The sequence below is a fragment of the Lentzea sp. NPDC059081 genome (assembly GCF_042738015.1).
Classification (GTDB): Bacteria; Actinomycetota; Actinomycetes; order Mycobacteriales; family Pseudonocardiaceae; genus Lentzea.
The window spans coordinates 91,692-117,928 of record NZ_JBHYGW010000013.1 but is presented as its reverse complement, the minus strand read 5'-3'; the positions used below and the strand labels follow the sequence as shown (position 1 = coordinate 117,928).

General features: G+C 69.0%; 24 protein-coding genes. 10 read left to right on the top strand and 14 right to left on the bottom strand.

Translation table 11 applies throughout. The features are described 5' to 3' along the window. The first annotated feature begins 17 nt into the window (after positions 1 to 17). Positions 18 to 1,025 carry a GDSL-type esterase/lipase family protein gene (locus ACFWV3_RS26840; protein WP_382414861.1) on the top strand — a complete coding sequence of 336 codons (1,008 nt, stop codon included), beginning with the start codon at positions 18 to 20 and terminating at the stop codon, positions 1,023 to 1,025. Here ACFWV3_RS26840 and ACFWV3_RS26835 read toward each other — a convergent pair. The 4 genes from ACFWV3_RS26835 to ACFWV3_RS26820 form a co-directional block, all read right to left on the bottom strand. Beyond that, the gene (locus ACFWV3_RS26835; protein ID WP_382414859.1) at positions 937 to 2,550 is read right to left on the bottom strand and encodes a glycosyltransferase family 87 protein; all 1,614 of its coding nucleotides are present in this window, start codon (positions 2,548 to 2,550) and stop codon (positions 937 to 939) included. The two genes, ACFWV3_RS26840 and ACFWV3_RS26835, sit on opposite strands and share 89 nt — an antisense overlap. A gap of 63 nt (positions 2,551 to 2,613) precedes the next feature. Continuing rightward, positions 2,614 to 2,985, bottom strand: a complete 372-nt coding sequence (locus tag ACFWV3_RS26830; protein WP_382414857.1) for a hypothetical protein — start codon at positions 2,983 to 2,985, stop codon at positions 2,614 to 2,616. 211 nt (positions 2,986 to 3,196) lie between these two features. Continuing rightward, positions 3,197 to 5,644 carry a transglycosylase domain-containing protein gene (locus ACFWV3_RS26825; RefSeq protein ID WP_382414855.1) on the bottom strand — a complete coding sequence of 816 codons (2,448 nt, stop codon included), beginning with the start codon at positions 5,642 to 5,644 and terminating at the stop codon, positions 3,197 to 3,199. Between the two features lie 404 nt (positions 5,645 to 6,048). Then, the gene (locus tag ACFWV3_RS26820; protein WP_382414853.1) at positions 6,049 to 6,447 is read right to left on the bottom strand and encodes a DUF5318 domain-containing protein; all 399 of its coding nucleotides are present in this window, start codon (positions 6,445 to 6,447) and stop codon (positions 6,049 to 6,051) included. Between the two features lie 164 nt (positions 6,448 to 6,611). Here ACFWV3_RS26820 and ACFWV3_RS26815 point away from each other — a divergent pair, with 164 nt between their 5' ends. Together ACFWV3_RS26815 and ACFWV3_RS26810 are read left to right on the top strand one after the other, a co-directional pair. Continuing rightward, positions 6,612 to 7,148, top strand: coding sequence for a PadR family transcriptional regulator (locus ACFWV3_RS26815; RefSeq protein WP_382414851.1), 537 nt, complete (start codon positions 6,612 to 6,614; stop codon positions 7,146 to 7,148). Between the two features lie 32 nt (positions 7,149 to 7,180). Beyond that, positions 7,181 to 8,266, top strand: a complete 1,086-nt coding sequence (locus ACFWV3_RS26810) for an inositol-3-phosphate synthase (RefSeq protein ID WP_382414849.1) — start codon at positions 7,181 to 7,183, stop codon at positions 8,264 to 8,266. 48 nt (positions 8,267 to 8,314) lie between these two features. Here the strand turns inward: ACFWV3_RS26810 and ACFWV3_RS26805 are convergent, their stop codons facing one another. From ACFWV3_RS26805 to ACFWV3_RS26795, 3 genes are read right to left on the bottom strand one after another with little or no spacing between them, the layout of a single operon-like run. Continuing rightward, entirely contained in the window at positions 8,315 to 9,049 is a 735-nt protein-coding gene (locus ACFWV3_RS26805) for an SDR family NAD(P)-dependent oxidoreductase (RefSeq protein ID WP_382414847.1), read from the bottom strand. 10 nt (positions 9,050 to 9,059) lie between these two features. Next, complete coding sequence (locus tag ACFWV3_RS26800; RefSeq protein WP_382414845.1) at positions 9,060 to 9,746, bottom strand: ComF family protein; 687 nt, start codon at positions 9,744 to 9,746, stop codon at positions 9,060 to 9,062. A gap of 1 nt (position 9,747) precedes the next feature. Continuing rightward, positions 9,748 to 10,641: a DNA-processing protein DprA gene (locus tag ACFWV3_RS26795; protein ID WP_382414843.1), complete on the bottom strand. Its 894-nt coding sequence runs from the start codon at positions 10,639 to 10,641 to the stop codon at positions 9,748 to 9,750. A 101-nt stretch (positions 10,642 to 10,742) separates the two neighbouring features. On the opposite strand from ACFWV3_RS26795, the gene ACFWV3_RS26790 reads away from it, so the two are divergent. Then, entirely contained in the window at positions 10,743 to 11,324 is a 582-nt protein-coding gene (locus ACFWV3_RS26790) for a hypothetical protein (protein ID WP_382414841.1), read from the top strand. Here the strand turns inward: ACFWV3_RS26790 and ACFWV3_RS26785 are convergent. Then, positions 11,273 to 11,902, bottom strand: a complete 630-nt coding sequence (locus ACFWV3_RS26785) for an HAD family hydrolase (RefSeq protein ID WP_382414839.1) — start codon at positions 11,900 to 11,902, stop codon at positions 11,273 to 11,275. The genes ACFWV3_RS26790 and ACFWV3_RS26785 overlap by 52 nt on opposite strands. Before the next feature lie 67 nt (positions 11,903 to 11,969). Here ACFWV3_RS26785 and ACFWV3_RS26780 point away from each other — a divergent pair, with 67 nt between their 5' ends. The 5 genes from ACFWV3_RS26780 to ACFWV3_RS26760 all read left to right on the top strand — a co-directional run bounded on the left by ACFWV3_RS26780 (position 11,970) and on the right by ACFWV3_RS26760 (position 18,778). Further along, entirely contained in the window at positions 11,970 to 13,136 is a 1,167-nt protein-coding gene (locus ACFWV3_RS26780; protein ID WP_382414837.1) for an MFS transporter, read from the top strand. A 57-nt stretch (positions 13,137 to 13,193) separates the two neighbouring features. After that, the gene (locus tag ACFWV3_RS26775; RefSeq protein WP_382414835.1) at positions 13,194 to 15,212 is read left to right on the top strand and encodes a PhoX family protein; all 2,019 of its coding nucleotides are present in this window, start codon (positions 13,194 to 13,196) and stop codon (positions 15,210 to 15,212) included. 128 nt (positions 15,213 to 15,340) lie between these two features. Beyond that, the gene (locus ACFWV3_RS26770) at positions 15,341 to 17,434 is read left to right on the top strand and encodes a PhoX family protein (protein ID WP_382414833.1); all 2,094 of its coding nucleotides are present in this window, start codon (positions 15,341 to 15,343) and stop codon (positions 17,432 to 17,434) included. 122 nt (positions 17,435 to 17,556) lie between these two features. Next, positions 17,557 to 18,105, top strand: coding sequence for a DUF3455 domain-containing protein (locus ACFWV3_RS26765; RefSeq protein WP_382414831.1), 549 nt, complete (start codon positions 17,557 to 17,559; stop codon positions 18,103 to 18,105). Positions 18,106 to 18,235: 130 nt separating this feature from the next. Beyond that, positions 18,236 to 18,778, top strand: coding sequence for a DUF3455 domain-containing protein (locus ACFWV3_RS26760; protein WP_382414829.1), 543 nt, complete (start codon positions 18,236 to 18,238; stop codon positions 18,776 to 18,778). Here the strand turns inward: ACFWV3_RS26760 and ACFWV3_RS26755 are convergent. Continuing rightward, positions 18,751 to 19,926, bottom strand: coding sequence for an MFS transporter (locus ACFWV3_RS26755; RefSeq protein ID WP_382414827.1), 1,176 nt, complete (start codon positions 19,924 to 19,926; stop codon positions 18,751 to 18,753). The genes ACFWV3_RS26760 and ACFWV3_RS26755 overlap by 28 nt on opposite strands. Positions 19,927 to 19,938: 12 nt before the next feature. Between ACFWV3_RS26755 and ACFWV3_RS26750 the strand changes: the two genes are divergently transcribed. Then, positions 19,939 to 20,610, top strand: coding sequence for an SDR family oxidoreductase (locus tag ACFWV3_RS26750; protein WP_382414825.1), 672 nt, complete (start codon positions 19,939 to 19,941; stop codon positions 20,608 to 20,610). A 1-nt stretch (position 20,611) separates the two neighbouring features. On the opposite strand, the gene ACFWV3_RS26745 is transcribed toward ACFWV3_RS26750, so the two are convergent. The 5 genes from ACFWV3_RS26745 to ACFWV3_RS26725 form a co-directional block, all read right to left on the bottom strand. Then, complete coding sequence (locus ACFWV3_RS26745; protein ID WP_382414823.1) at positions 20,612 to 21,919, bottom strand: amidohydrolase family protein; 1,308 nt, start codon at positions 21,917 to 21,919, stop codon at positions 20,612 to 20,614. A 429-nt stretch (positions 21,920 to 22,348) separates the two neighbouring features. Beyond that, positions 22,349 to 23,506 carry a sensor histidine kinase gene (locus tag ACFWV3_RS26740; protein WP_382414821.1) on the bottom strand — a complete coding sequence of 386 codons (1,158 nt, stop codon included), beginning with the start codon at positions 23,504 to 23,506 and terminating at the stop codon, positions 22,349 to 22,351. Positions 23,507 to 23,869: 363 nt separating this feature from the next. Continuing rightward, positions 23,870 to 24,976: a nitric oxide synthase oxygenase gene (locus ACFWV3_RS26735; RefSeq protein WP_382414819.1), complete on the bottom strand. Its 1,107-nt coding sequence runs from the start codon at positions 24,974 to 24,976 to the stop codon at positions 23,870 to 23,872. A gap of 131 nt (positions 24,977 to 25,107) precedes the next feature. Further along, positions 25,108 to 25,752 (bottom strand): tRNA (guanosine(46)-N7)-methyltransferase TrmB, encoded by a 645-nt coding sequence (gene trmB / locus ACFWV3_RS26730; RefSeq protein WP_382415060.1) that lies wholly within the window; start codon positions 25,750 to 25,752, stop codon positions 25,108 to 25,110. A 68-nt stretch (positions 25,753 to 25,820) separates the two neighbouring features. Continuing rightward, positions 25,821 to 26,225 (bottom strand): hypothetical protein, encoded by a 405-nt coding sequence (locus ACFWV3_RS26725; RefSeq protein WP_382414817.1) that lies wholly within the window; start codon positions 26,223 to 26,225, stop codon positions 25,821 to 25,823. Positions 26,226 to 26,237 lie beyond the last annotated feature (12 nt).

Here is a 26,237-nt window from a genome sequence, read left to right as displayed (position 1 = left end):
CACCGCAGACTGATCTGGTGAGGGTGATCTTCGCTCTGGCGTTGGTGCTGGTCTGCGCTGCCTCCGGTGCGCACGCGCGGTCGGAGGCCGTCCGCTGGCTGCCCGTGTGGCAGGCCGTGCCGACCCTTCCTGCCGGGGTGCCCGACCACGTCGTGCGCACGACGGTCGACCTCGGCGCGAGCGGCACGTCGGTCCGGGTGCGCCTGTCGAACCTGATGGGCATCAAGCCGGTCCGCGTCGAGCAGGTGACCGTCAAGGCGAACGGTGAGCTGCGCGAACTCACGTTCAACAGGTCCACCGCCGTCACGATCAGAGCGCGTAGCGAGGTCCTCAGCGACGCCGTGCGACTTCCCGTCGGCACCACGCTGGAGATCAGCACGTACGTCCCGGGCGGCACGCCGTGCCAGGCGCGCGCGTGGAACACCATCACCTCGGCGCGCGCGTACGTCTGCCTCGTCTCGGCGGTCGAGGTCGCGGGCTTCAGCGCACCGGGCGCCGCGGTCATGCTCGGCGACTCGATCACCGAGGGCTACGCCGAGGGCAGCTGGCCGGCGCTGGTCGAGAGCGACTACGCCGTGCTGAACGCGGGCATCAACGGCAACGGCGTCGTGTACGGCGACGCACCGATGGTCACCCGTCTGAACCGAGACGTGCTCTTCAGCCGTGAGGTGCGCAAGGTCGTGATGCTGGGCGGCATCAACGACATCCAGAACGACGTCACGGCGGAGAACGTCATCGCCGGCATCAGCGCGATCCGGCAGCGGTGTCAGGCCCAGGGCGTGCAGTTCCGGGTCGGCACCGTCACGCCGTGGCACGGCTGGCCGAACTGGACCGAGGTCAGGGAGCAGCAACGGCAGAAGGTGAACGCGTGGATCCGCGCCACCTTCCCCGACGCGATCGACTTCGACGCCGCCGTCCGCGACCCCGCCGACTCGCTCAGACTGCGTCCGGAGTTCGACGCCGGTGATCACCTGCATCCGAACGCGACCGCATTCGGTGCGATGGCTCGGCTCGTGCGGGTCTGACCAGCTGCCGGTCGGGGGCACCGGCCAGCACGCCCTCCAACGGGTCGTCGCCCGCCTTGCGCACGAGGTCGCGCTCCGGGTGGTAGATCTCCCGCACGATGAGCACGCACAGCGTGACGACCGCCGCGTCCCGCAGCAGCACCGCGCCGAGGAACCAGTCGATCGGTAGGCCCTTGTTGTCCGTGCCGAGGTAGAAGTACATGCGCGGCACCCACACCAGCGCGTCGACCGCCATCCACGCGAGCAGCAGCTTCCAGCGCGGCAGCGCGAGCACGGCCAGCGGCACCAGCCACAGTGAGTACTGCGGGCTCCACACCTTGTTCGTCAGCAGGAACGCCGCCACGACCAGGAACCCGAGCTGCGCGAGCCGCGGCCGCGTCGGCGCCGACAGGGTCACGTACGCGATGCCGGCGCAGCAGACGAGGAACAGCACCATGCTGACCGTGTTGAGCACCGTCGGCGGCTGGCCCTGCGTGAGGCCGGGGTCGAAGCCCTGCCACCCCGTCCACTGCACGAGGACGTTGTAGAGCGTGTCCGGGTCCGCGTTGCGCTCGGTGTTGAGGCGGAAGAACTCACGCCACCCCGTCTGCGACGCCGGGTTCAACGCGATCGGCGCGTTGACGAGCGCCCACGCGCCGATGGCCGACGCGGTGGTGACGAGACCTGCCTTGAGTCTGTCCGAACGCCAGCACAACAACAGCAACGGCCCGAGGAGGAACAACGGGTAGAGCTTCGCCGCGCCGCCCAGCCCCAGCAGCACCCCGGCGAGCGCGGGTTTCTTCCGCGCCCACGCCAGGAGGCCGGCCGTGGCGAACGCCGTGGCGATCGTGTCGAAGTTCGTGAACGCGTGCACGATGACGAGCGGTGACACGGCCACGATCGCCGCGTCCCAGGTGCGGCGCCGGGCGATCCGGGCCACCGAGAACACGGTGACCAGCCACGCCACGGCCAGCCAGAACGCCGTGACGTTGAAGAACACGATCACGGTCATCGGCAGGCCGGGGACGAGCGCCACGAGCCCCTGCGCCACCCGCGCGTTGAGCCACATGAACACGCCGGTCACCACCGGGTACTCCATGTACCGGATGTGCTCGGTCGGCTTGCCCTCGTCGTCCTTCCACGACGTGATGTACGGGAAGGAGCCGCGCTGGTCGAGCCGTTCCGCGGTGTAGAGCGGCACGGTGTCGGAGTAGCAGAGGGCGGTGAACTGCCGGCTGCCGCGCCAGTCGAGCTGCACCTGGCCCTTGTCGTCGACGTACTGCTGGACGCACGGCGACTTCTGCACCCAGCCCGCCAGCAACGTCAGCACGGCGAGCAGCAGGATCACCCGCACCGCTGTCCAGAAGTAGTTCCTGCCGACGAGCGCGTGCTCGCCGAGCGGACCGCCGAACGGTCTGCTCAACGACCGGGCGAGCGACTCGGTCCAGGTGGGTGCGACCCGCTCGGAGCGGGTGAGCGACTCGGTGTCCTCGGCGAGGTCGGCGGAGAGGGCCTCGGCGGGGAGCTCGGCAGGGCTGCTGGGCACGTCGCGGATGTTACGGCCAAGACCGTTTCGCCGTGGTCAACATCCCTGGACCGATGCGGTCGGTCAGCTCTGAACAGGTCGTGCGGTGGGACTGAACGTGGCCTCCGGGCAGGACGGCTCGTCCCGGTAGCTCGCCTCGGCACCTGGTCCGAGCGGCTGCTTGAGGGTGAAGACCACGCACTGGTCGGATCCCGCCGGACCGAACAAGCCGGAGCTCACGCCGATCAGTCGCGAGGTCACGGCGATCTCCCCGTCGGTGCGGGTGACGGCCCGGACGGACTGCTGGGCACCCGTGGCCTCGGCGATGTCGGCGTCGGTCAGGACGCCGTCCTCCGCGTGCTGCCGCAGTTGCGCCAGAGTGCTCTCGGCGTTGTCTCGGATGCTCTGTTCAGCGGCGTCCTGAGGGCCTTGGACCGCAGACCGCACCTGGATCACGAGCCATACGGCAACGCCGACCGCCACGACCAAGCCGAGCCAGAGCCCCCCGGACGACGACGGTGAGGGCCGGGGAAAGCGTCGAAGAACGGCTTTTGGGCATGAACCTTGATAGCCGATCCGGAACCGGCCGCGGCGAGGATTCGGGCAACAGAACGAAAAGCGGGGCCGGCGTGTGCCGGCCCCGCTTCTCACGATCTTCCAGTCCCGATCAGCCCGTGTCTCCAGGAGCACGGGCGCCGTCACCTGGCTTCGGCTTGCCCGACGTGGAGGTCGGCGGGTTGTTGTTCGACTCGGTCGGCGGGCAGAAGATGCCCTGACACGGCTCGGTGCCGGTCGGCCTCGTCGGACGCGGGTCCGACGACTCCGGGGGCGGGGTGTTCGACGACACCGGGGGCGGCGTGTTCGACGACGGCGGCGGCGCGGAGTTGGACGGCTTCGGCGGGTTGAAGTTGCCGAGCGGCTTGGGCTTCGGGAACTTCTCCACCGGCGCGCCCGACAGGGCCGCGTCCATGAACTTCTTCCACATCTGACCCGGCAGGCCACTGCCGAAGACCGCTCGGCCGGTCTTGTCCTTGATCGGCTGGTTGCCCTGGTCCTTGCCGACCCAGACCGACGCCGCGAGCTGCGGCGTGTAGCCGACCATCCACGCCTTCGAGTTCTGGTCCAGGCTGCCCGGGAGCTCGTGCGTACCGGTCTTGCCGGCGCACTCGCGGTTGCCCGCACACGCGATCTTCGAGTAGGCCGGGATGTCCTTGAGCGTCTCGGTCACGTTGTCCGCGATGTCGCGGCTCTTCTCCTCGACCGGGTCGAACGCGGGCACCGGCTTGTCGACGTGCTGGTACAGGATGTCCTTGCTCGGGCCCTCGATCTTCGTGATGAAGAACGGCTCGTGGTACACGCCGCGGGCGGCGAACGTCGCGTAGGCCGAGGCCATGTCGAACGGTCGCACCTGGGCGTTGTCGGCGCCGATGGAGATACCGGCGTTGGGCGGGTTGCCGCCCTCACCGACGAGCGTGTCCTGCATCTTGCCGCCGACCTGCACGGACTTCGGGATGCCTGCCTCGTGCGCCGCCTTCGCGACCGCCAGGGTGCCGGTGCCCTCGTTGCTCGCCACCATGTCGTAGAAGACGGTGTTGAGCGACTCCTTCATGGCCTGCTTGATCGGGCACTGCTTGCCGCACTGGCTGGCACCCGCGTTGCGGATCTCCACACCGGCGATCTTGCGCGGCGACGTGCCGTCGTAGGTGTCGCCGATGCCCTTGCCCATCTTCAGGGCCGCCACCAGGTCGAACGGCTTGAACGACGAGCCGGCCTCCTGGATCGTGCCCTTGGCGTAGTCGATGCCCTTCAGACCGTCCTTGCCCGGGTAGTAGGCCCGGACGGCACCGGTCTGCGGGTCGATGGCGCTGAGCGACGTGCGGAGCTCGGGGTCCTGGCCGTCCATCACGACGTTGACCGCGTCGGTGGCAGCCTGCTGCATCTTCGGGTCGATGGTCGTGTGGACCGTGATGCCCGTCTTCTGCGCCTTCTCCATCGTGAGGCCGACCATCTCGCTGTCGATCTCGTTCTGGACCTGCTGGCTCACGCGGGCGAGCGGACCCTCGAGACCACCGGGCTGGGTGTCCTCGAAGTTCAGCGGCTTCGGGTACTTGCGGGCGTCGAAGTCGGCCTGGCTGATCCAGTTCTTCTGGACCATCTGGCCCATCACGAACTCCCAGCGCTTCTGCGAGTACTCCTCGTCCTCGGACCACGAGGGCGTCTGGATCATGCCCGCGATCAGCGCCGCCTCGGACGGCGTGAGGTCCTTCATCTCCTTCTTGTAGTACACCTGCGACGCGGCCTTGAAGCCGTTCGCGCCACGACCGAAGTACACGGTGTTGAGGTACGCCGTGAGGATCGTGTTGTGGTCCGACTCGTTGCTCATCTTGAAGGCCTTGACGACCTCCGTGAACTTGCGGGTCAGCGTCGGCGCCTCGTTGTTGGTCGCCTTCTTGATGTACTGCTGGGTCAGACCGGAACCACCGGAGCTGCCGCCCGTCGCCTGGATCCAGACGGCGCGCAGGATCGCCTTGGCGTCGAAGCCGGGGTTCTCGTAGAAGTTCGCGTCCTCGGCCGCCAGCACCGCGTGCTTGACGTTCTCGGGGATCTCCTCGTACGTCAGCATCGTGCGGTTCTGACCGGGCGAGGTGATCTTGCCCATCTCGGAGCCGTCCGAGTAGAGCAGGGTGATCGTCTTGTCCTGGTCGGCCGCGACGTCGCTCGGCTTCGGCCAGTCGACCAGCGGGTACGCGACGGCGACGGCGATCACCGGGCCGAGGATCATGAGGCCGATCGCGACGAAGGCACCGATCCGGACGCGCTTCCAGATCTTCTTCTTGCGCAGTCGGCGCTCCTCCTCCTCGGTGAGCTCCGGCTCGTCGTCGTAGTAGTCGTCGTCATCGTCGACGACTCCACCCGCGAGCAGGAACTCGTCCTCGGGTTCGCGGTGCGTGATCAGCTCCGGCTCGCGCTGCGTCGGCCGGTTCACCGGCGGCAGCTGAGTCGTCCGCTCCTCACCCGGCTTGCGCGGCGGCACACCGGGACGGCCGGGGCCACCCGCGGGTGCGCCGGGGCCGTTCGGGCCGCCGGGACGTCGTCCACCGGGAGGCGGTGCCATCGGCATGCCACCGGGAGGCGTCGGAGGACGGCTGCCGGGGCCACCCGGTCCGCCCGCCGGTCCACCGGGACGACCCGGCCCGCCCTGCGGCGTCCCCGGAGCGCCCTGCGGTCCGCCTGGTCCGTTCGGGCGGCGTGGGGGCTGCTGCTGTGGGAAACCACCAGGGGGCGTGCCACCCTGGGGAGGGCGTGGGAAACCGCCGGGCGGGGTGCCCGGTCGCGGCTGATTCGGCACGTCACGTCTGGTGCCGCCGCCGTCCGGGTCGTCCCCGGTCGGCCACTGCGGCTCGCCTCCGCGCTGCCGGTCATCATGCTGGTCGTTCACGTGAAAAGGCCTCCCAGACCGGCGTGCACCGGCACGCGGTTCGGTGGTCGTACTTCATTCGGAGCAGTGTCACCCGTGGGTCATTCCACCGCTGTCCTCCTGCGTGGCTTTTCCAGCCCACGCTTCCCCAGGACGTATGACTGCACCAGGTGGTTCCAACTGCACGTGCGGCAAACCTCTACGACGTACACGGAGAACTCGTCGAAGAGGTTCGCCATCTTCACGAGTTCTTCAGGTGTGCGTGCAGAGCCCGCCGCGTGCTTGAGCTCGTCACCGTAGACCCACGACACGTTCGTGAGGGGTTCTTTCCGGCAGACCGGGCAGGGCACTTCCGTCGCCGTCCCGTGGAACTTCGCAGCTCGCAGCAGGTACGGGGACGCGTCGCAGACCTCCATGGTGCCCGTGCGACCGGCATGGACCTCCGCCAGCAGCGCACGGCGCTGCAGCGAGTAGTCCACCACCTGTCGTTGGGTCAACACGTGACCAGAGTACGTGCCGCCCGCTTTCCGATGATGGGCCGTTCAGGGCAGCAAGGTCGGACGCGATATGACGGTGTGCCACATCCCACACTTGAGAGGGGCCTTCGATGTATCGCGGCGATATAATCACCTCACCTATCGGTGCAGGTGCGAGGAGGTGACTCGTGTTCGAGTTCGCGCTGCTCGGCCTGCTGCACGAGGCGCCCATGCACGGCTACGAGCTGCGCAAGCGCTTGCATGACCTGCTCGGAGCGTTTCGCGCGTTCTCCTACGGATCGCTGTACCCAACACTGCGGCGACTCCAGCGGGCGGGCCTGATCGTGGAGGAGGGGCCGGAGGAGTCGGCTCTTTCCTGGGGACGCCGGGCCCGCAAGGTCTACAAGCTCACACCGGAGGGCAAGGAGCGGTTCGCCGACCTGCTCTCCGACACGGGGCCGCAGACCTGGGACGACGACTCGTTCGGAGTCCACCTGGCGTTCTTCTCGCGGACGCCGGCCGACGTCAGGATGCGCATCCTGGAGGGCCGGCGGCGGTGGGTCGAGGAACGCAGGGAGGGACTGCGCGAGCGGCTCGCGCGCACGGGTGAGCAGATCGACCGCTACACCCGCGAGCTGCACCGGCAGGGCCTGGAGAGCACGGAGCGCGAGGTGCGGTGGCTCAACGAGCTCATCGCGCACGAGAAGTCCGAGCAGGACGAGTAGCACTTCACATGTTGATCAAGGAGGACTCGGCAATGGGCGAAAACCGCCGCACCGTTCGAGTGGCCATCGTCGGGGTTGGCAACTGCGCGGCGTCGCTGGTGCAGGGCGTCCACTACTACCGGGACGCCGACCCGAGCACCCGCGTGCCCGGCCTGATGCACGTGCAGTTCGGTGACTACCACGTGCGCGATGTCGAGTTCGTCGCAGCGTTCGACGTGGACGCGAAGAAGGTCGGTGTCGACCTGGCCGAGGCCATCGTGGCCAGCCAGAACAACACGATCAAGATCGCGGACGTGCCGCCGCTGGGCGTCGTCGTGCAGCGCGGGCACACCCACGACGGTCTCGGCCGGTTCTACCGCGAGACGATCGAGGAGTCCGACGCCGAGCCGGTCGACGTCGTGGCGGCGCTGCGCGAGGCCGAGGTCGACGTGCTGGTCTCGTACCTGCCGGTGGGCTCGGAGGACGCGGACCGCTTCTACGCCCAGTGCGCGATCGACGCCGGTGTGGCGTTCGTCAACGCCCTGCCGGTCTTCATCGCCTCGGACCCGGAGTGGGCGGAGAAGTTCCGCGCGGCCGGCGTGCCGATCGTCGGTGACGACATCAAGTCCCAGGTCGGCGCCACCATCACGCACCGCGTGCTGGCGAAGCTGTTCGAGGACCGCGGTGTCCAGCTCGACCGCACCATGCAGCTCAACGTGGGCGGCAACATGGACTTCCTCAACATGAAGGAACTGGAGCGCCTGGAGTCCAAGAAGGTCTCCAAGACGCAGTCCGTGACGTCGCAGCTCTCCCGCGACATCGGCAAGGACAACGTCCACATCGGCCCGTCGGACTACGTCGCGTGGCTCGACGACCGCAAGTGGGCGTACGTGCGTCTGGAGGGCCGTGCGTTCGGCGACGTGCCGCTGAACCTCGAGTACAAGCTCGAGGTCTGGGACTCCCCGAACTCCGCGGGCATCATCATCGACGCCGTCCGCGCGGCGAAGATCGCCCTGGACCGGGGCATCGGCGGCCCGATCCTCTCGGCGTCGTCGTACTTCATGAAGTCCCCGCCCGAGCAGTACTCGGACGCCGAGGCCCACGCGGCCGTCGAGGCGTTCATCCGCGGCGAGGCGTGACGTGGTGGGGGCCGTGTCACCGCGGCCCCCACTTCCTCAGCGCGTTCTTCAGCGCTTCGAGAGCCGCAGCTTCTGCCAGCTGCCGTCCGCGGTCCATCCGCCGTCGACGGGCAACGCCACGCCGTTGATGTACCTCGCGTGGTCGCTCGCCAGGAACCGGACCGCCTGCGCGATGTCGTCCGGCGCCGCGAACCGGCCGACCGGCACGTGCTCGGTGATGTCGGAGTCGACGTAGTATCCGCCGGCCTGCGACTCGACGTCCATCTCGGTCTTGACCCAGCCGGGACACACGGCGTTGACCCGGATCCCCCGCCCGCCCCACTCGACGGCGAGCGTGCGCGTCAACCCGATCAGCCCGTGCTTGGTGGTGTTGTAGGCGGCCCGGTCCGCCACGCCCTGCAGTCCGGCGACGCTCGCGATGTTGACGACGCTGCCGCCGCCCCGGGTGAGCATGATCTTGCCCAGTGCCTGCGTGAGCAGGAACGGTCCGGTCAGGTTGACCGCCATGATCCGCTCCCACTGCTCGAGGCTGGTGTCCTCGAACGGCACGATGCCGGCGATCCCGGCGTTGTTGACCAGCACGTCCACCCGGCCGTGGGTGCTCGTGACGTGGTCGGTGAGGCGCTGGACGTCCGCGGCGCTGGCGACGTTGCCGACGATCCCGCCCTCGCTCTCCTGCAGGTCGAAGCCGACTACGGCGTACCCGTCCTCGCGCAGGACCTCCGCGATCCGCAGTCCCATGCCTTGCGCGGTGCCGGTGACCACGGCGACTCGTTGCGTCATGCCGACCACGCTAAGCGCAGAGCACGCACGTGTCCCAGTCGAACGGGACCGAGGTCCTGGTCGTCGGCTCGTCGAGGTACCTGCCGATCACCAGGCCGACCACACGGGTCGCCCCTGCGCGTTTCAGCGCCACGGCCGCCGATTGCAGGCTGGCGCCGGACGTCCACGTGTCGTCGGCCAGCATGACGCTCTTGCCGTGAACGTCGGTGACGACCTCGTACGAGTCGGGCCGCATCTCGCGGGTGTTCGCGGAACTGGTCGCGAGTGCCGAAGCGAAACGTGCGCCGGTGCGGCTGACGCGCCTGCCGAGCACGTCGACGAGCGGTGGTGTGCGGCCTTGTGAGCTGGGCACGACCGTGACCAGGTCGAACTCGCCCAGACAGTCGCTGTGCTTGGCCAGGAAGGTGGCGAGAACGCTGGCGAGCTCGTTGGTGAACTGCCTCCTGACCTCGTCGGACTTGTTGTTCTTGTACTGGGAGAGGACGCGCATCAACTGCTTGTCCTTCTCCGCCATCGAGATCATCACGACCTCGTCGGCTAGCTCCGCGCCGAACTCCTGCCGGTGCCTGTTGCACTGCCAGCACCGGGTGAAGTCGCCTGTGCCGCGGCGGCACGTCACGCACACGTTCGAGCCGCGAGCAGGCGGCGGAACGAGGAAGTTGCGGTAGCTGTCGAGAATGCGGCTGTACGGGCTCACGTCAGAGGTCGATCAGGTCCGGAACTCCGGCGCGCAGCTCGTCCAGAACGCGCAGCAGGTGGTCGGGGCCTTCCAGGACCGTGGTGTTCGGGCGCTTCGCCATGTCGCTCCCCCACGTCGTGCCCGACGCCACCTCCGGCAGCAGGAAGACGTGCCTGCCGTGTTCGAGGGCGAGCCGGGCCTGGATGCGGGTGCCGCTGTGTTCGCCCGCTTCCACCACGACCGTCGCGACGGTGCAACCGCTCATGACGGCGTTGCGCATCGGGAAGTGGTGCTTGGCGGGACCGGCGTCCGGCCAGAACTGGGACAGCACGGCCCCGGTCCTGGCGATTTCCTGCTGCAGGTCCGCGTTCTCCGCCGGGTAGCTGCGACGCAGACCAGTGCCCACCACGGAGACCGTTCGGCCTCCGGCGTCCACAACGGCCCGATGAGCTGCGGTGTCGATGCCTGCCGCCAGTCCGCTGTAGACCGTGATGTCGTGCTTGGTCAGGGTCGTCGCGATCTCGCGGGTGATGTGGAGACCCCGTGCGCTCGCGTGCCTGCTGCCGACGACGGCGACGCCGAACTGGTCGGCGGGGTCGAGGAAACCCTTGCAGGTCAGGAAGGGCGGGCGCTGGTGCACCATCAGCAGCGGGACCGGATACTGCTCGTCGAGCACGGTGACGAGGTGGATGCCCTCGTCTTCCCAGGACTCGAGCTCTTTCTCGACGAGTTCCAGCCGACCGGCGAGGTCGGGGACTACGTGGTCCAGCGTCGGCTGGTCCGGGGTGAGCAGCGACTCCACGACGGACAGGGCGGAGCCGGCGGCCTCGACGGCGTTGGTGACGTCGGCCCAGCCGCGCTCGCTGTCGCGCAGTGCGAGCAGGAACGCCGCCTGTTCACGCCGGTTCACCACGGGGACATCCTATCGAACACAGGTTCGACGCGCTGGGTCGAACCGCCTGGAAGTGGGCGAGTCTAGTGGGGCGAGTGCTGAACTCCGCTAGGTTCGGCCCGGTGCGCACGCTGCTCGTCGCCCTCCCCGGCTTGGTCCTCGCCGGCATCGGCCTGACCCACCCGCACTACCTCGACGCGTCGACCGCGCAGTGGTGGCAGAACATGCACATCATCCTGGCGCTGGTCTTCCCGCTGCTGGGCGCCGCGCAGTGGGTCCTGCTCGACGACAGCCCGAAGTACGTCCGCTACCCGGCCCGAGCGGCCGCCTTCGGTTACGCCGTGTTCTACGGTGCGCTGGACGCGTTGGCGGGCATCGGCGGTGGCGCGATGACGTTGGCGAACGGCGGCCGCTCCCCCGCCGACGAGCCGCTCTTCAAGATCGGCAACCAGCTCGGGCACGTCGGCGCGTGGTGCTTCTTCGCGGCCAGCCTCGCCATCGCGGTGTGTGCGCTGCTCAAGCACCGCCTCAAGGCGATCCCCGGAGCGGCCTTCCTCACCCTCGGCAGCTTCCTGTTCCTCGACAGCCACATCTACTGGCCGAAGGGCGTCATCGCCTGCACCTGCATCGCGATCGGCCTGGCCGCGACCAGCTACGCGAGTGCGTCCGGCAAGTCGGAGACCGACTCCAGCACCCGCACCTGAGCCAGGACGTCCGCGGCGGGCGGGAAGTGCGGGTTCGGCACCGCCAGCACGGTCATGCCCGCCGCCAGCGCCGCCTTGAGCCCGTTCGTCGAGTCCTCGACGGCGTAACAGGAAGAAGCCGCGACGCCGAGTCGTGAGGCCGCGAGCAGGTACACGTCCGGCGAAGGCTTCCCCGCCGCGCACTCCTCCGAAGACACCGCCACGGGCACCGGCAACCCGGTCACCTCGAGAAACACCTTGATCAGCACGGCCGGTGCCGACGAGGCGATCGCGACGGAGTACCGCGACGCCACGGCGCGGACTGCCTCCACGGCACCGGAAATCACCGGCAGGTGCGCGGCGTAGGCCTTCTCCATCTCGGCGACCACGCCGGCGGAGACCTCGGCGGCGGGCAGTTGCACGCCGACGTCCGACACCAGGTACGACGCCCACTCCGGCGTCGACATGCCCTGCATGGCACGGGTGGCAGAAGCGGTCCACGTGCCGCCGTGGGCGCGGGCGAACGACTGCCGCACCTCGTCCCACACCTGCTCGGAGTCGATCAGCACGCCGTCGAGGTCGAAGATCACCGCATCCACGCAGGTAACCGTACCCTGTGACGAAATATACTTCGCTATGCTAAGCAAGAGAAGTTAGGATAGCTAAGTGAATTTCAAAGCTCAGCCCAAACAGGTCTGGATCACGGCTTTCGCCGCCGTGATCGCCTTCATGGGGATCGGGCTCGTGGACCCGATCCTGCTGTCCATCGCAGAGGGTCTGCACGCAACACCGTCGCAGGTCACCCTGCTCTTCTCCTCCTACCTCGGCGTCCAGGTCGTCGCGATGCTGTTCACCGGCGCGGCGACGGCGCGGTTCGGGGCCAAGCGCACGCTCGTCGGCGGGCTCGCGCTGATCGTCATCGCCACGCTGGCGTGCTCGGCGGCAGGGAGCATCGGCCAGCTGGTGGGCCTGCGGGCCGTGTGGGGGCTCGGCAACGCGTTCTTCATCGCCACCGCGCTCAGCGTCATCGTCGGCGCGGCCAGCGGTGGGCAGAAGGGCGCGATCCTGCTCTACGAGGCGGCGCTCGGCCTCGGTCTCAGCGTCGGGCCGTTGCTCGGCGCGTTGCTCGGCAGCATCTCGTGGCGCGGGCCGTTCCTCGGCACCGCGGTCCTGATGGCCGTGGCGTTGATCCTCTGCGTGACGTTCCTGGCCAAGGACTCGCACCAGGAACGGCCGAAGATCGGTCTGCTCGACCCGCTCAAGGCGTTGAAGCACCCCGTGCTGCTGCGAACCGCTATCGGGTCCGCGCTCTACACGGCCGCGTTCTTCACGGTGCTGGCCTGGTCGCCGTTCGTGCTGCAGTGGGGTGCCGTCGAGATCGGACTGATCTTCTTCGGCTGGGGTGTGTTCGTCGCCGTCTCCAGCGTCTTCCTGGCGCCCCGGCTCGCGGACCGCGTCGGCGAGAAGGCGGCGATCATCGGGTCGGTGCTGGCGTTCGCCGTGCTGATGCTGCTGATGGCGGTGCCCAGCAAGCCGTTGCTCGTGGTCGCGGTGGTCGTCAGCGGACTGGTCAGCGGCCTGCTCAACACGTTGTTCACCGGCACCGCGATGAGTGTCAGCGACGCGCCGCGGCCGGTCGCCAGTGCCGGGTACAACTTCCTGCGGTGGCTCGGTGGTGCGCTGGCGGCGACGTTCGTCAGCCACCTCGCCCAGCCGTTCGTCGTGGCGGCCGTGCTGTGCGTGGTCGCGGCGGTGCTGCTGGCGTTCAACCGCACCGACACCCGTGAAGTACCTACGGAAGTCGTGATCGCGAGCGAACAGCTAGTCGGTTAACAAAAGGTGAACTACGGTCGGTCGCGGTTCCCGCACCGACCGTAGGAGGCCACCACCATGATCCCTCTGCCTCTCGTCAACCACCGCGTCGGCAGAGCAGCGGTGACATGCGAGTACCGCTGCGGGGACGCGTGCTTCCACGACGTCCCGAACACCTCGGCCAATCCCTACCTCGGCGACCTGATCAGCCGTCGCACCGCGCTCAAGGCCGGTGCGGTCGTCGCGGCCGCCGCCACCATCGCCACGCCGGCGGTGGCAGCCGCCGAACCCCAGCAGTCCCAAGCCCGTCCGCCCAAGGGGCTCGACTTCACGCCCGTCGAGGTCAACACCAAGGACGAGGTCGTCATCCCCGAGGGGTACGAGCAGGGGGTCGTGATCCGGTGGGGCGACCCGCTCTTCCCCGGCGTCCCCGAGTTCGACTTCGACCACCAGACGGCCGCGAAGCAGGAGAAGCAGTTCGGCTTCAACTGCGACTTCGCTGCGATCTTGCCGCTGGACCCGCTGGAGCTCAGCGGGATCATGGTCACGAACCACGAGTACACCAGCGAGCCGTTCATGTTCCGCGGCTACGACGCGAACAACCCCACCGAGGAGCAGGCGAAGATCGCCTGGGCCGCGCACGGCCTCTCGGTGTTCATGATCAAGCGCTCGCTCTTCTCCGGCCACTACCGGCCGCGGTTCAGCCGGTACAACCGCCGTATCACGTTGAACACGCCGTTCGAGGTGCGCGGTCCGGCCGCCGGCAGCGACCTGCTCAAGACGTCCGTCGACCCGACAGGCAGGAAGGTCTTCGGCACCATCAACAACTGCTCCGGCGGCGTCACGCCGTGGGGCACGATCCTGTCCGGCGAGGAGAACTTCAACCAGTACTTCGCCAACGCCGCGACCCGCAACGACCCGCGCCTGACCCGCTACGGCGTCACGGGCACCGCGACCACCCGCAAGTGGGAGCGCTTCGACAAGCGCTGGGACCTCGCGCAGGAACCCAACGAGGTCAACAGGTTCGGCTGGGTGATCGAGCTCGACCCGCACGACCCGGACTCGACCCCGGTCAAGCACACGCACCTCGGCCGCTTCAAGCACGAGACCGCGAACATCCGCGTCGCCGACGACGGACGCGTGGTCGCGTACTCCGGTGACGACGAGCGGTTCGAGTACATCTACAAGTTCATCTCCAGCGGGAAGATGAAGCACGGCAACAGCAAGGCCGCGCGCCGCCACAACATGACGCTGCTCGACGACGGCACGCTCTACGTCGCGAAGTTCACCGGCGACAGCCCGCCCGCCGAGATCGACGGCACCGGAAAGCTGCCCAGCGACGGCAAGTTCGACGGTTCCGGCGAGTGGATCCCGCTGGCCGCGGGCACGAGGTCGTTCGTGCCCGGCATGACTGCCGAGGAGGTGTACGTCTTCACGCGCCTCGCCGCGGACAAGGTCGGCGCGACGAAGATGGACCGCCCCGAGGACATCCAGTGCCACCCGCACACCGGGAAGGTCTACTGCGCGCTCAGCAACAACGTCGAACGCGGCGTCACGGCGGGCAAGGAGGGCCCGACCGAGCCGAACCCGCGGATCAACAACCGCCACGGCCAGGTGCTGGAGGTGACCGAGCGCCGCAACGACGCGCTGGCGTTGACGTTCAGCTGGGACCTGTTCCTGGTGTGCGGCTTCCCGGACGACCCGGGCACCTACTTCGGCGGCTACGACAAGTCGCAGGTCAGCCCGATCTCCAGTCCGGACAACGTGGCGTTCGACCGGCACGGCAACCTGTGGATCTCCACCGACGCCGACGGCAAGCTCGACGGGCTCAACGACGGCCTCTACGGCGTGCCGCTGGAAGGCCCGGAACGCGGTCACCTCAAGCTGTTCCTCACGGTGCCGCGCGGCGCGGAGACGTGCGGGCCGGTGATCGGCGACCGCGTGATCACCGTGTGCGTCCAGCACCCCGGCGAGGTGGACGGGGCGAACGCGGACAAGCCCGTCTCGAACTGGCCGGACCGCGGCACGGCGCGGCCACGTCCGTCGGTCGTCGCGGTGTGGCGCCAGGGCAGGCGGCAACTGGGAGAAATCGGATGATCACGGCGCGTGCCTGATCGTCCGGGTGCAGTACGAGTTCGCCCGTCGTTCATCTGCTGGACGGCTGGCGAACTCGTTCGGCTCTTAGGTTCGGCCAGTTCCCACACTGACCGATCTCGGAGGCCTGCGTGTCCTCACCCACCGATCGGGGCCGTCGCCTGCTGCCCCTGCTGCCGAAGAACCACCCGCTCGGGCGCCAGGCCGTCACCTGCGAGTTCCGCTGCGGCAACGCCTGTGCGCACGAGGCGCCCAACTCGTCCGCCAACGCGTACTTCGGCGACGTCGTCAAGGAGGTCGTGAGCCGCCGCGGCATGCTCAAGGCCGGTGCGGTCGTCGCGGCCGCCGGCGCCGGAGCTCTCGCGTTCTCCGGTGCGGCCTCCGCCGCCCCGGCCAAGCCCGACGCCGGAGGCCCCGGCCACGGCGGCCCCGGCAAGGACGGCCTCAACTTCGAACCGGTGGCGCCCAACACCCTCGACCAGCTCAGCGTGCCCCAGGGCTTCCAGCAGGACGTCGTCATCCGCTGGGGTGACGGGGTGCTGGACGACGCGCCGAAGTTCGACTTCGACAACCAGACGCCCGAGGCGCAGGCCAAGCAGTTCGGCTTCAACAACGACTTCTGCGGTCTGGTGCCGGTTCCCGGCTACCACGACAGCTGGCTCATGGTGAGCAACCACGAGTACACGACCGAGTCGTTCATGTTCAAGGACTGGTCGGCGACCACCATCACCGAGAAGCACGCCAAGATCGCGTGGGCGGCGCACGGCCTGTCCGTCGTCATGGTCGACCGCGACCCGCGCACCGGCAAGCTCTTCGTCTGCCCCGACGACAAGAAGAAGTACAACCGCCGCATCACCCTCACCACGCCGTTCGAGGTGAAGGGCCCGGCCGCCGGCTCGAAGTTCCTCAAGACCTCCGCCGACCCGACGGGCCGCAAGGTCCTGGGCACGCAGAACAACTGCTCCGGCGGCGTGACGCCGTGGGGCACGATCCTGTCCGGCGAGGAGAACTTCAACCAGTACTTCGCCAACGGCGGCAACGTGACCGACCCGGACACGAAGGCCAAGTTCGCCCGCTACGGCATCAGCGGCGGCGCGTCACTGCGCCAGTGGGAGCGCTTCGACAAGCGCTTCGACCTGGTCCAGGAGCCCAACGAGGCCAACAGGTTCGGCTGGATCGTCGAGATCGACCCGCTCGACAAGACCTCGACGCCGGTCAAGCACACCGCGCTCGGCCGCTTCAAGCACGAGGGCGCGAACGTCATCGTCGCCAAGGACGGCCGCGTGGTCGCGTACATGGGCGACGACGAGCGCTTCGACTACATGTACAAGTTCGTCACCGACGAGAAGATGCAGAAGGGCGACTCGAAGCGCGCCCGCGAGCACAACAAGCAGCTGCTGGACAAGGGAACGCTGTACGTCGCCAGGTTCACCGGCGACAGCCCGGCCGCCGAGATCGACGGCACCGGCAAGGTCCCCGCGGACGGCGAGTTCGACGGCTCCGGCGAGTGGATCCCGCTGGCGCACAACGACAGGTCGTTCGTGCCCGGCTTCACCGCCGAGGAGGTCTACGTCTTCACGCGCCTCGCCGCCGACAAGGTGGGCGCCACGAAGATGGACCGCCCCGAGGACGTCGAGCCCTCGCTGCACAACCGCCGGATCTACGCCGCGCTGACGAACAACACCGACCGCGGCAAGGCGGGCAAGGAAGGCCCGACCGAGATCAACCCGCGCAACGGCAACAAGCACGGCCACGTGCTGGAGATCGAGGAGCGCCGCAGCGACAACACGGCGACCACGTTCTCGTGGAAGCTGCTGCTGCTCTGCGGTGACCCGACCGACCCCGGCACGTACTTCGGCGGGTTCGACAAGTCGCAGGTCAGCCCGATCTCGTGCCCGGACAACGTCGCGTTCGACACGCACGGCAACCTGTGGATCTCCACGGACGGCAACGCGCTGGGCTCCAACGACGGCCTGTTCGCGGTGCCCGTCGAGGGCAAGCGCCGCGGCCAGGTCAAGCAGTTCCTCACGGTGCCCAGGGGCGCGGAGACCTGCGGCCCGGTCGTCACCGAGGACTTCGTGCTGGTGTCCGTGCAGCACCCCGGCGAGATCGACGGCGCGTCGGCCAACAACCCGCTGTCGCACTGGCCGGACGGCGGCACCTCGCAGCCGCGTCCGTCCGTCGCGGTGGTGTGGCGCAAGGACCGCCGCAAGATCTGCGACTGACCGTGTGGTCCGGCTCACGCTGATCACGTGAACCGGTGCGGCCGCCCGTCCGTGTGACGGGTGGCTGCACCGCGGACAGCCAAGGGAACGTCCACTTTGGTCTGTCTACTTTGGAGTGAGTCATGCGTCGTGTCGGCCTTCTCGTTGGTGCTGCTGCTCTTCTGGGCCTTGCTGCGTGTGGAACCACCACCGGTACCGCCAAGCCCACCCCCGTCGCCCAGGCTTCGCCGGACGCGCCCGTCGCCGTCGCGGCGGCCGTCCAGGTCCCGGCCGGCCAGCAGCTGGTCGGCGAGTACCCGGCCACGGGCGTCCAGACCTACTCGTGCACGAACGGCGCGTGGAAGGGTCTGGAGCCCGCCGCGACGCTGGTCGACAAGACCGGCAAGCCGATCATCCTGCACTCGCGCGGCCCGGTCTGGGTGTCCACCGTGGACGGCAGCGCCGTCGAGGCGACCCCGGTCGACGGTGCGAAGAACGACGTCAAGGGCGCCGTCCCGGAGCTCCTGCTCAAGACCAAGACCGCGCGTGGTGACGGCCTGTTCGGCAAGGTCAGCTACGTGCAGCGGCTCGCGACCGAGGGCGGCGTCGCCCCGTCCGGCGCCTGCAAGAACGGCGCGCAGATCTCCGTGCCGTACAAGGCGATCTACACGTTCTTCACTCCGGCGGCGTGACGCACGGTACGCACCGTCTCACATGGCGCGGTCGTTTGAACCGGTCGCGCGACCGGGACGTATCACCAGGTGGCTGCACCGCGGACAGCCGAGACACGTCGCACTGTCTTTCCACTTGGGAGTGAGTGATATGAAGCGTGCTGGTCTCGTTCTCGTCGCGACCGCACTGGTCGGGCTCGGCGCCGGAGTGGCAGGCTCCACGGCCGCGCCGACCCCGGAGCTGATGGGCGACCTCGCCGTCAAGGTCGCCCCCGCCGTCGAGGTCCCCGCCGGCAACAAGCTCGTCGCGAAGTTCTACGCCAAGGGCGTGCAGACCTACACATGCGCCTCAGGTGCCTGGAAGAGTCTCGAACCGGCCGCCACCCTGGCCGACCGGCTCGGCCGCGCCGTCGCCCTGCACTCGCGCGGCCCGATCTGGGTGTCCACCGTCGACGGCAGCGCGGTCGAGGCCGCCCCGGTCGACGGCGCCCGCAACGAGGTGCCCGGCGCCGTTCCGGAGCTCCTGCTGAAGGCCAAGTCGACCAGGGGCGCCGGCACGTTCGCCGGTGTCAGCTACGTGCAGCGGCTCGCCACCAAGGGCGGCGTCGCACCGGCTGCCGCGTGCACCACCGAAGGCGCGCAGACGTCCGTGCCCTACGAGGCGCTCTACACCTTCTCCGCGCCCGCCCTCTGAACCAACGCGACCACGGCCGCGCTGACCATGGTGACGCCGACGACCCAGAGGCCCGTCTTCTGGGTCCCGGTCAGGTCACGCAGCCACCCGGTGACGTAGGGCGCCACGAACCCGCTCACGTTGCCCAGTGAGTTGATCAACGCGATCCCGCCCGCGGCAGCGGTGCCGCCCAGGAAGCTCGTGGGCAGCGCCCAGAACGTGGGCAGGGCGGCGCACACCCCGATCGCGCACACCGACACGGCCACCATCGCCGCGATGGGGTTGTCGAGGTACAACGCGACCGGGATCGCCGCTCCACCCAGCAACATCGGCGCGGCGACGTGCCACTTCCTCTCCCCGGTGCGGTCCCCATGCCTGGCCCACAGGACCATGGCCACCGCACCGAGGACGTACGGGATCGCGTTGATCAGCCCGCGTTCGACGACACCGGCCTCCGGCGCGAGACCCTTGATGATCGTCGGCAGGAAGAACCCCAGCGTGTACAGCCCGTACACGATCCCGAAGTACACGAAGCTCAACGCGAGGATCCGCGGGTGCGTGAGCGCCTTGCGGAGCGGCCAGTGGTCTTCCTCCGGCTGCTCGACGGCCTCCGCGGGCTTGTCCGGCAGCCAGAACCACGTGACGAACGCCAGCGCGATCGCCGGAAGGCCCTCGACCAGGAACATCGTGCGCCAGTCGAACCACTCGATCAGCAGCCCGCTGAACATCGACCCGAGCGCCGTCGAGATCGGCACCGCCACCATGAACAGGGCGACGATCCGCGCGCGGTCCTTCTGCGGGTACCAGTAGGTCAGGTACAGGATGATCCCGGGGAAGAACCCGGCCTCCGCCACCCCCAGCAGGAACCGCAGGACGATCAGCACGGTCCCGTTGGGCACGAACGCCATGGCGGTGGCGACGATCCCCCAGCTGACCATGATCCGCGCGATCCACCTGCGCGCCCCGAACCGGTGCAGCGCGAGGTTGCTCGGCACCTCCAGGATCAGGTAGCCGATGAAGAACACGCCGGACGCGAACCCGAACACGGTGGCCGAGAGCTGCAGCTCCTCCGACATGCCGTTGGGCCCGGCGAAGCCGATGTTGACCCGGTCCAGGTAGTTGATGAAGTAGAGCAGGCAGAGGTACGGCAGGATCAACTTCTTCGGCACTACAGTTCCCCCATGAGTGATCGTCCGGTAGCCCTGGTCACCGGGGCGTCCAGCGGAATCGGCTCGGCCATCGCCCGAAGTCTGGCCCCGTCGCACGACCTGTTGCTAGGGGGACGCGACTCCGACGCCCTGTCGGTCCTGGCCGCCGAGCTCCCCGGCGCCCAGCCCTGGGCGTTCGACCTGACGAACGTCGCCTCCGCCGACCTGGGCGCCCTCTCCCGGCTGGACGTGCTCGTGCACAGCGCCGGCATCGCGCTCCTGGGACCACTGGGCGAGGCCTCCGCCTCCGACTGGCGCCGGACGTTCGACGTGAACGTCTTCGCCGTGGCCGACCTGACGAACCTGGTCCTGCCGCAGCTCCGCGCCGCCTCCGGCCACGTGGTGCTGATCAACTCGGGCGCGGGCAGGAACGTCAACGCCGGCTGGGGCGTGTACGCGGCCTCGAAGTTCGCCCTGCGCGCCTACGCCGACGGCCTGCGCCTCGACGAGCCGTCGTTGCGGGTGACCACCGTCTACCCCGGCCGGACCGCGACTCCGATGCAGGAGGACGTGCGGCGGCAGGAGGGCGGGGACTACGACCCGTCGAAGTACCTCGACCCGGCCTCGGTGGGGCGGGCGGTGGCGTCGGCCGTGCTGGCGACGCCGGACGCCCACATCACCGAGGTGGTCGTGCGGCCGAAATAGGTCAGGCCGACCGCAGCCGCTGTGCCACGGCCGTCACGCCGGCCTGCGCCTCGGCCCGGTCCACCCGAGTCGACTCCCCACCGGCCACGACGTGGTCACCGGCCACCCACACGTCGGTGACCCGGCGCGACCCCGACCCCCACACCAGGTTCGCGAGCAGCTGCGGGTCCGGCGCGTCCAGCCCGGTCGCGAAGGCGGGGTCGTCCGCGGCGATGTGCACGACGTCGGCCCATCGGCCGGTCTCCAGAGCGCCGATGTCGTCACGGCCCAACGCCGAAGCGCCGCCACGGGTCGCCATCAGCAACGCCTGCGCCGCGCCGAGCACGGTCGCGTCCATCTTCGAGACGCGCGCGAACAGGCCGGCCAGCCGTGCCTCCTCGAACAGGTCCAGGTCGTCGTTGGACGCCGGTCCGTCCGTGCCCAGGCCGACCGAGACGCCGGCCGCCAGCATCTCCGGCACCCGCGCGATGCCCGAGGCCAGCTTCGCGTTCGAGCCGGGGCAGTGCGCCACGCCGACGCCGAACGACGCGTACAGCGCGATGTCGTCGTCGGACAGGTGGACGGAGTGCGCGGACAGCACCCGGCCGCCGAGCACGTCGGACGCCTTGAGCAGCGCGGGCACCGACCCGTACTCCGCCCGCTGCGCCTCGTCCTCGAACGGCGACTCGGCGACGTGCACCATCAGCAGCGCCTCACGCGCCCGTGCCTCGACGGCCACCGCGGTCAGCTGAGCGGGTGACAACGTGTAGGCGGAGTGCGGGCCGTAGGCCAGCTCGATCCGCCCACCAGGGCCGAAGACCCGGCCGTCGGCGTCAATCCACGCCGAGATCTCGCCGGTCAGCGACTTCCAGTCCATGCCGGGCACGTCGAGGATCGCGCCGCCGAACACCACCCGCGAACCGGCCTCCAGCACCGCGGACACCAGCTCGGGGCCGTGGAAGTACATCTCGGCGGAGGTCGTCACGCCGTGCCTGAGCATCTCGACGGCGCCGAGCAGCATGCCGGTGCCGACGTCGGCGGCGGTCATCCGCGCCTCGTTCGGCCACATCTGCTCCTGCAGCCACCGCAGCAGCGGCAGGTCGGAGCCCAGGCCGCGCAGCACCGTCATCGGGCTGTGCGCGTGGGTGTTGACGAGACCGGGCAGCAGGATGCCGGACAGGTGCCGGACCTCGCCGTCGAACGCGGGGGCGTCGGCAGCGCCACCCACATGGGTGATCCGGCCGTCGACGACGTCCACGACCGCGTCCCGCAGCACGGAGCAGGACGGGTCGCAAGGCAGCACTACCGGGGCATGCAGGCGCAATGACATGCGACGAATCCTGCCATTGTGATGGCGGTCACAAGAACGTGTGGATCCAGGACGCGTGGGAATCCTGTCCCCGTCGGGCGCGGGCCGACCCCCAGGGTCCGCCCCGGCCTAAAAACTTCTCCCCGACCAAGGGGCTCGTCGCACACGAAACGACGGGCCCTTTGTGCTACCCGGGGCAACCATCGACACAGCAGGGACGTCAACTGATCATGTCGAAGAAGCCGTGCACGTCCAGTGGGTCCTTCCGGCGCGCGCAGAAGCCCGCCACCCCCAAGCCGCCGACTCGCCGCTGAGTTGGCATGATCACATCCGCACGGGACCGGGCGTGATCATGTGGAGGCATTCAGTGGCCGACATCGACCCTCAGAACGACGACCAGTTCAGCGATGCCGAGATGACGCAGGAGTTCGACGTCATCCGCGACGAGAACTAGGCCAGCGGCAGCTCGGCGCGGACCGTCCAGCCGGTCGGTTCGCGCCGGCCCGCCGTGAACGTCCCGCCCAGCAGTTCCACGCGCTCGCGCATGCCCACGAGCCCGTACCCTCCCGATCCGCCAACGGGAACGCCCGACGCGACACCGTCGTCGCGCACGTCCAGCCGCAGCACGCCGTCGCTCGACGACAGCACGACGTCCACTGAGGACACCGCGGAAGCGTGCTTCTGGGTGTTGGTCAGGGATTCCTGCACCAGCCTCAGCACCGACCGCGCCAGTTCCTGCGGCACCCCGTCCCGCAGGTCGAACGACAGCCGCACCGGCAGACCGGATTCCGTTGCCAGCGAGCGCACGTCGTCCATCAGCGACGACGACGCGGCGGGTCCGGCAGAGGTGCTGTCCCGCATGTTCCCGACGAGACGCCGCATCGCGGTCAACGCCTCGTTGCCCGACGCGGCGATCGACGGCAGCACGTCGACCTCGCGGTTGAGCTGTCCTGCCTGTGCGTGCACGACGATCGCCGTCACGTAGTGCGCCACCACGTCGTGCAGTTCGCGCGCCAACGCCATCCGCTCCGCGTTCTGCGCCGCCGCGACGGAAGCCGCCAGCTGAGACGCGCGTTCGTTGTCACGGGCCCGGAAGTACAGCCCGGTGCCGAGCGCCAGCACGAGCATGATGCACGCGCCGAACAGGTACGACGTGGCGTCCGGCCGGTAGTCGGTGTACTCGACCGCGGCGACCACGGGCCAGCCGATGACTTCCGCGGCGACCATGGCCGCCAACACGAGCACGGTGCCGCCGATCGCGCGCAGGCGTGCCGACTCGCGCACGAGGATCGCGATGGTCGCCATCGCGGCGCCGGTGATCGAGACGTTGGCACCGCTCACGAAGAAGTGCGGTGCGATCGCGGCACCGAGAAACCGCATGTAGAGCGCCACGCACACGATCGCGAACGCCAGCGCGAGGGCGGCGTCGAACGGCCGGCGCGGCGCCAGCACCGAGATCGCGCAGATGACCAGCACACCGGGGATCTGCCACCAGCCGGGAGCCGTGTCGATCGACCCGAGCTCCGCCAGGGCGATGCCGGCGAGCGAGAGCGCCAGCGGCCACTGGCGCTTGGCGAGCAACCGCCAGCTCAGATCCGTGCTCTCCACCCGACACACAGTAGGGCCGAACGAGTGACGCCGCGTCCGACTCGGGGCCCACCCGGCATCAGCCGGAAGGCTGAGTGGGCGACCTGCGGAAATACCCTCACGGCGGATGCCGGATCACGCCCCGGTCACGGACTCTGGGAAGGGAAGAGAGTCGGGGAACGGAGGGCGTCATGTTGTCAGTTGTGTTCACCTGGGCCGCCGCGGTGGTCGGTCTGCTCGTGCTCGCGCTCATGGCACTGTCGGGCGTGATGATCGATTCCCAGAGGTAGTCCCAGAAGTAGTCCCAGAAGTAGTCCCAGAAGTAGTCACAGGGGTAGTCACAGGACCAGGTCCACCACCGGGGACCAGCGTGTGATGGGGAAGTCAGACGCTGGTCAGGGAGTGTTGCTGGCGGAGCAGCTCCGCCAGCCTGCTCGTCGGCTGGGGACGGGTCTCGTCCAACGCGGCCGTGAAGCGCGCCGGAGCACCGGTCCGTGCGCGCGCCGCGGCTGCGGTGTCCAGCCGGAACGCCGGACGCGCGACGGACGGGCGTTGCCGGGAGCGCAGCCAGGCGAGACGGTGCAGGGCCTCCGCGTGGTGGTCCGTGATCGTGACGGCCGCCTTGTCGAACGAGTGCAGCACTGCCGCGTTCAGGTGAACGGTCGCGAAGTCCCGCCACAGCGTGCGCTCGGACGACGTGTCGAGCCCGAGCGCCTCGGCCACTTCACGCGCCACGCCGTACGCGCCTTCCTCGGCCAGTGACCGCGTGCCGATCTCGGCGCCGACGAACCACGAGTTGAACGGCGCCGCGGGGTAGTTCACGCCACCGATCGACAGCTTCATGTTCGCGATGACCGGAACCGCGTGCCAGCGCAGACCCATCTCGCCGAACCACGGCAGCGTCGGGTGCTCCAGCGGAACCTCGTGCACGATCTCGGACGGCAGCGTGAACAGCCGCGGCCCTTCGTGTTGCGTCTCCACCACCAACGGCAGCAGGTCGAACCGTGAGCGCCGGACGGGTGGACGCCACCCCATGCCCTGCATGGTTTCCGTGAACTGCGCGTACCGGCGGTCGCCCGTGCCGTCGGAGTACCCGGCGTACCGGATCAGCTGCTCGTTCCAGATCACCGGCCCCGGCGTGCCGGGCGCGTCCGGTGCGAACACCGTGACGAGCGGCCGGATCTCGCCGCCGTTGGTCGCGAGCCGCAGGTGCTCGACGCACTCGCCGGCGACGGCCGCGGCGTTGCGGTAGCCGCGCAGGTCGCGGACCTTGAGCCGGCGCCACGGCACACCCGAGGTGCACCAGCCGGAGTCGCGCAACGCGATCCGCGCGCCGTACGCGAGCTCGTTGGTCGTGTGGCGGTAGGTTCCGGTCTCGGCGATCTCGGCGCGCACCTGGGCGATGCGGGCGGACAACGAGCCTGCGTCGGAGTGCGCCGCGTGGAACATGCGCACGAACTCCTCCGCGACGGGGAGGACGTCGGGGGTCACGGAGCGAGAACCTATGTGGGGAACCGCCTCACGCGTCACTGCCACTCGGGGCATTTCGGGTGATCAACACCGTTACCTGATCGAGTGACTGCGAGACCCGTGGTGGTGAAAGCTCCTGCTTGAGGTCTCGATCAGGTGAGGTCGTTCCGGCGGAACATCAGATCGTGCGACTCGCGACCCTCGTTCACGGCTCGCTGCTCGAACTTCGTGACCGGTCGCCAGTCGGGACGCGGCGCCCAGCCGTCGAACACGTTCGTCAGCAACCGCTCGCCGGAGCACACCTCGAGCATCTGCTCCGCGTAGTTCTCCCAGTCCGTCGCGAGGTGCAGCACGCCACCCGGCTCCAGGCGCGAGGCGAGCAACGACACGAACTCCGGCTGCACGAGCCGGCGCTTGTGGTGCTTCTTCTTCGGCCACGGGTCCGGGAAGAAGATCCGCACGCCGTGCAGCGAAGCGGGGGCGATGTGGTCGGTCAGCAGGTCGACGGCGTCGCCGCGCAGCACCCGCAGGTTGTCGAGACCGCCGAGGTGCTCGCCGCGCAGCAGCAGCTGAGCGAGCCCCGGCTTGTAGACCTCGACGGCGACGTAGTTGAGCTCGGGGGCGGCGGCGACGAGCTGCGACGTGGTCTCACCCATGCCGGAACCGATCTCCAGCAGCACGGGGGCGGAGCGGCCGAACCACGAGTCGAGGTCGAGCGGCCCCTCGGGCAACGACTTGACGTCGTTGCCCATCTTCTCCCAGTAGGTTTCCCAGGCACGCTCCTGCCCCACGGTCATGCGCTCGCCGCGCTGCACGAAGCTGACGATGGAACGGTGGTGCTCAGGCCTGGTCACGACCGGGCATTCTAGGCAATCAGTTCGATGTCCTCGATTTGAGCACGCAGGTCAGCGACCGTGAAGTCGATGGGCTGCGCCTGACCGGGTCCGCGATGAGCCGGCACGAGGTGGATCCAACCGCGGTGCGCGTCCGTGAACTGCACCGTCGTCGGGGTCGCCGGTCCGTAGACACCGCTCTCCGACGGGACGAACTCCCAGTACCCGACCTCACCGAAGTCGGCCCACGGGACGAAGACCCAACCGGGTCGTGAGGACAGCAGCTCGGTCACCGCGTCCTCGAGCGCGTGCCCCTCGGCACGGGACGAGATCTTTCCCCGCTCCAGCGCGCGCAACCACCACGGCGCCGGAACATCGCCCACCGCGTTCACCGCGCGGTAGGTCGCCAGAACCTGCTTCTCATCTGCCTTGTTCACCCAGGACCGCCG

Coding starts and splice junctions, on each gene's coding strand:
- ACFWV3_RS26825 (WP_382414855.1), bottom strand. CDS start 5,644: ATGGCACCGCCTCCCGGTGGACGACGTCCCGGCGGCCCGAACGGCCCC.
- ACFWV3_RS26810 (WP_382414849.1), top strand. CDS start 7,181: ATGGGCGAAAACCGCCGCACCGTTCGAGTGGCCATCGTCGGGGTTGGC.
- ACFWV3_RS26805 (WP_382414847.1), bottom strand. CDS start 9,049: ATGACGCAACGAGTCGCCGTGGTCACCGGCACCGCGCAAGGCATGGGA.
- ACFWV3_RS26775 (WP_382414835.1), top strand. CDS start 13,194: ATGATCCCTCTGCCTCTCGTCAACCACCGCGTCGGCAGAGCAGCGGTG.
- ACFWV3_RS26765 (WP_382414831.1), top strand. CDS start 17,557: ATGCGTCGTGTCGGCCTTCTCGTTGGTGCTGCTGCTCTTCTGGGCCTT.
- ACFWV3_RS26760 (WP_382414829.1), top strand. CDS start 18,236: ATGAAGCGTGCTGGTCTCGTTCTCGTCGCGACCGCACTGGTCGGGCTC.
- ACFWV3_RS26750 (WP_382414825.1), top strand. CDS start 19,939: ATGAGTGATCGTCCGGTAGCCCTGGTCACCGGGGCGTCCAGCGGAATC.
- ACFWV3_RS26745 (WP_382414823.1), bottom strand. CDS start 21,919: ATGTCATTGCGCCTGCATGCCCCGGTAGTGCTGCCTTGCGACCCGTCC.
- trmB (WP_382415060.1), bottom strand. CDS start 25,752: ATGACCGTGGGGCAGGAGCGTGCCTGGGAAACCTACTGGGAGAAGATG.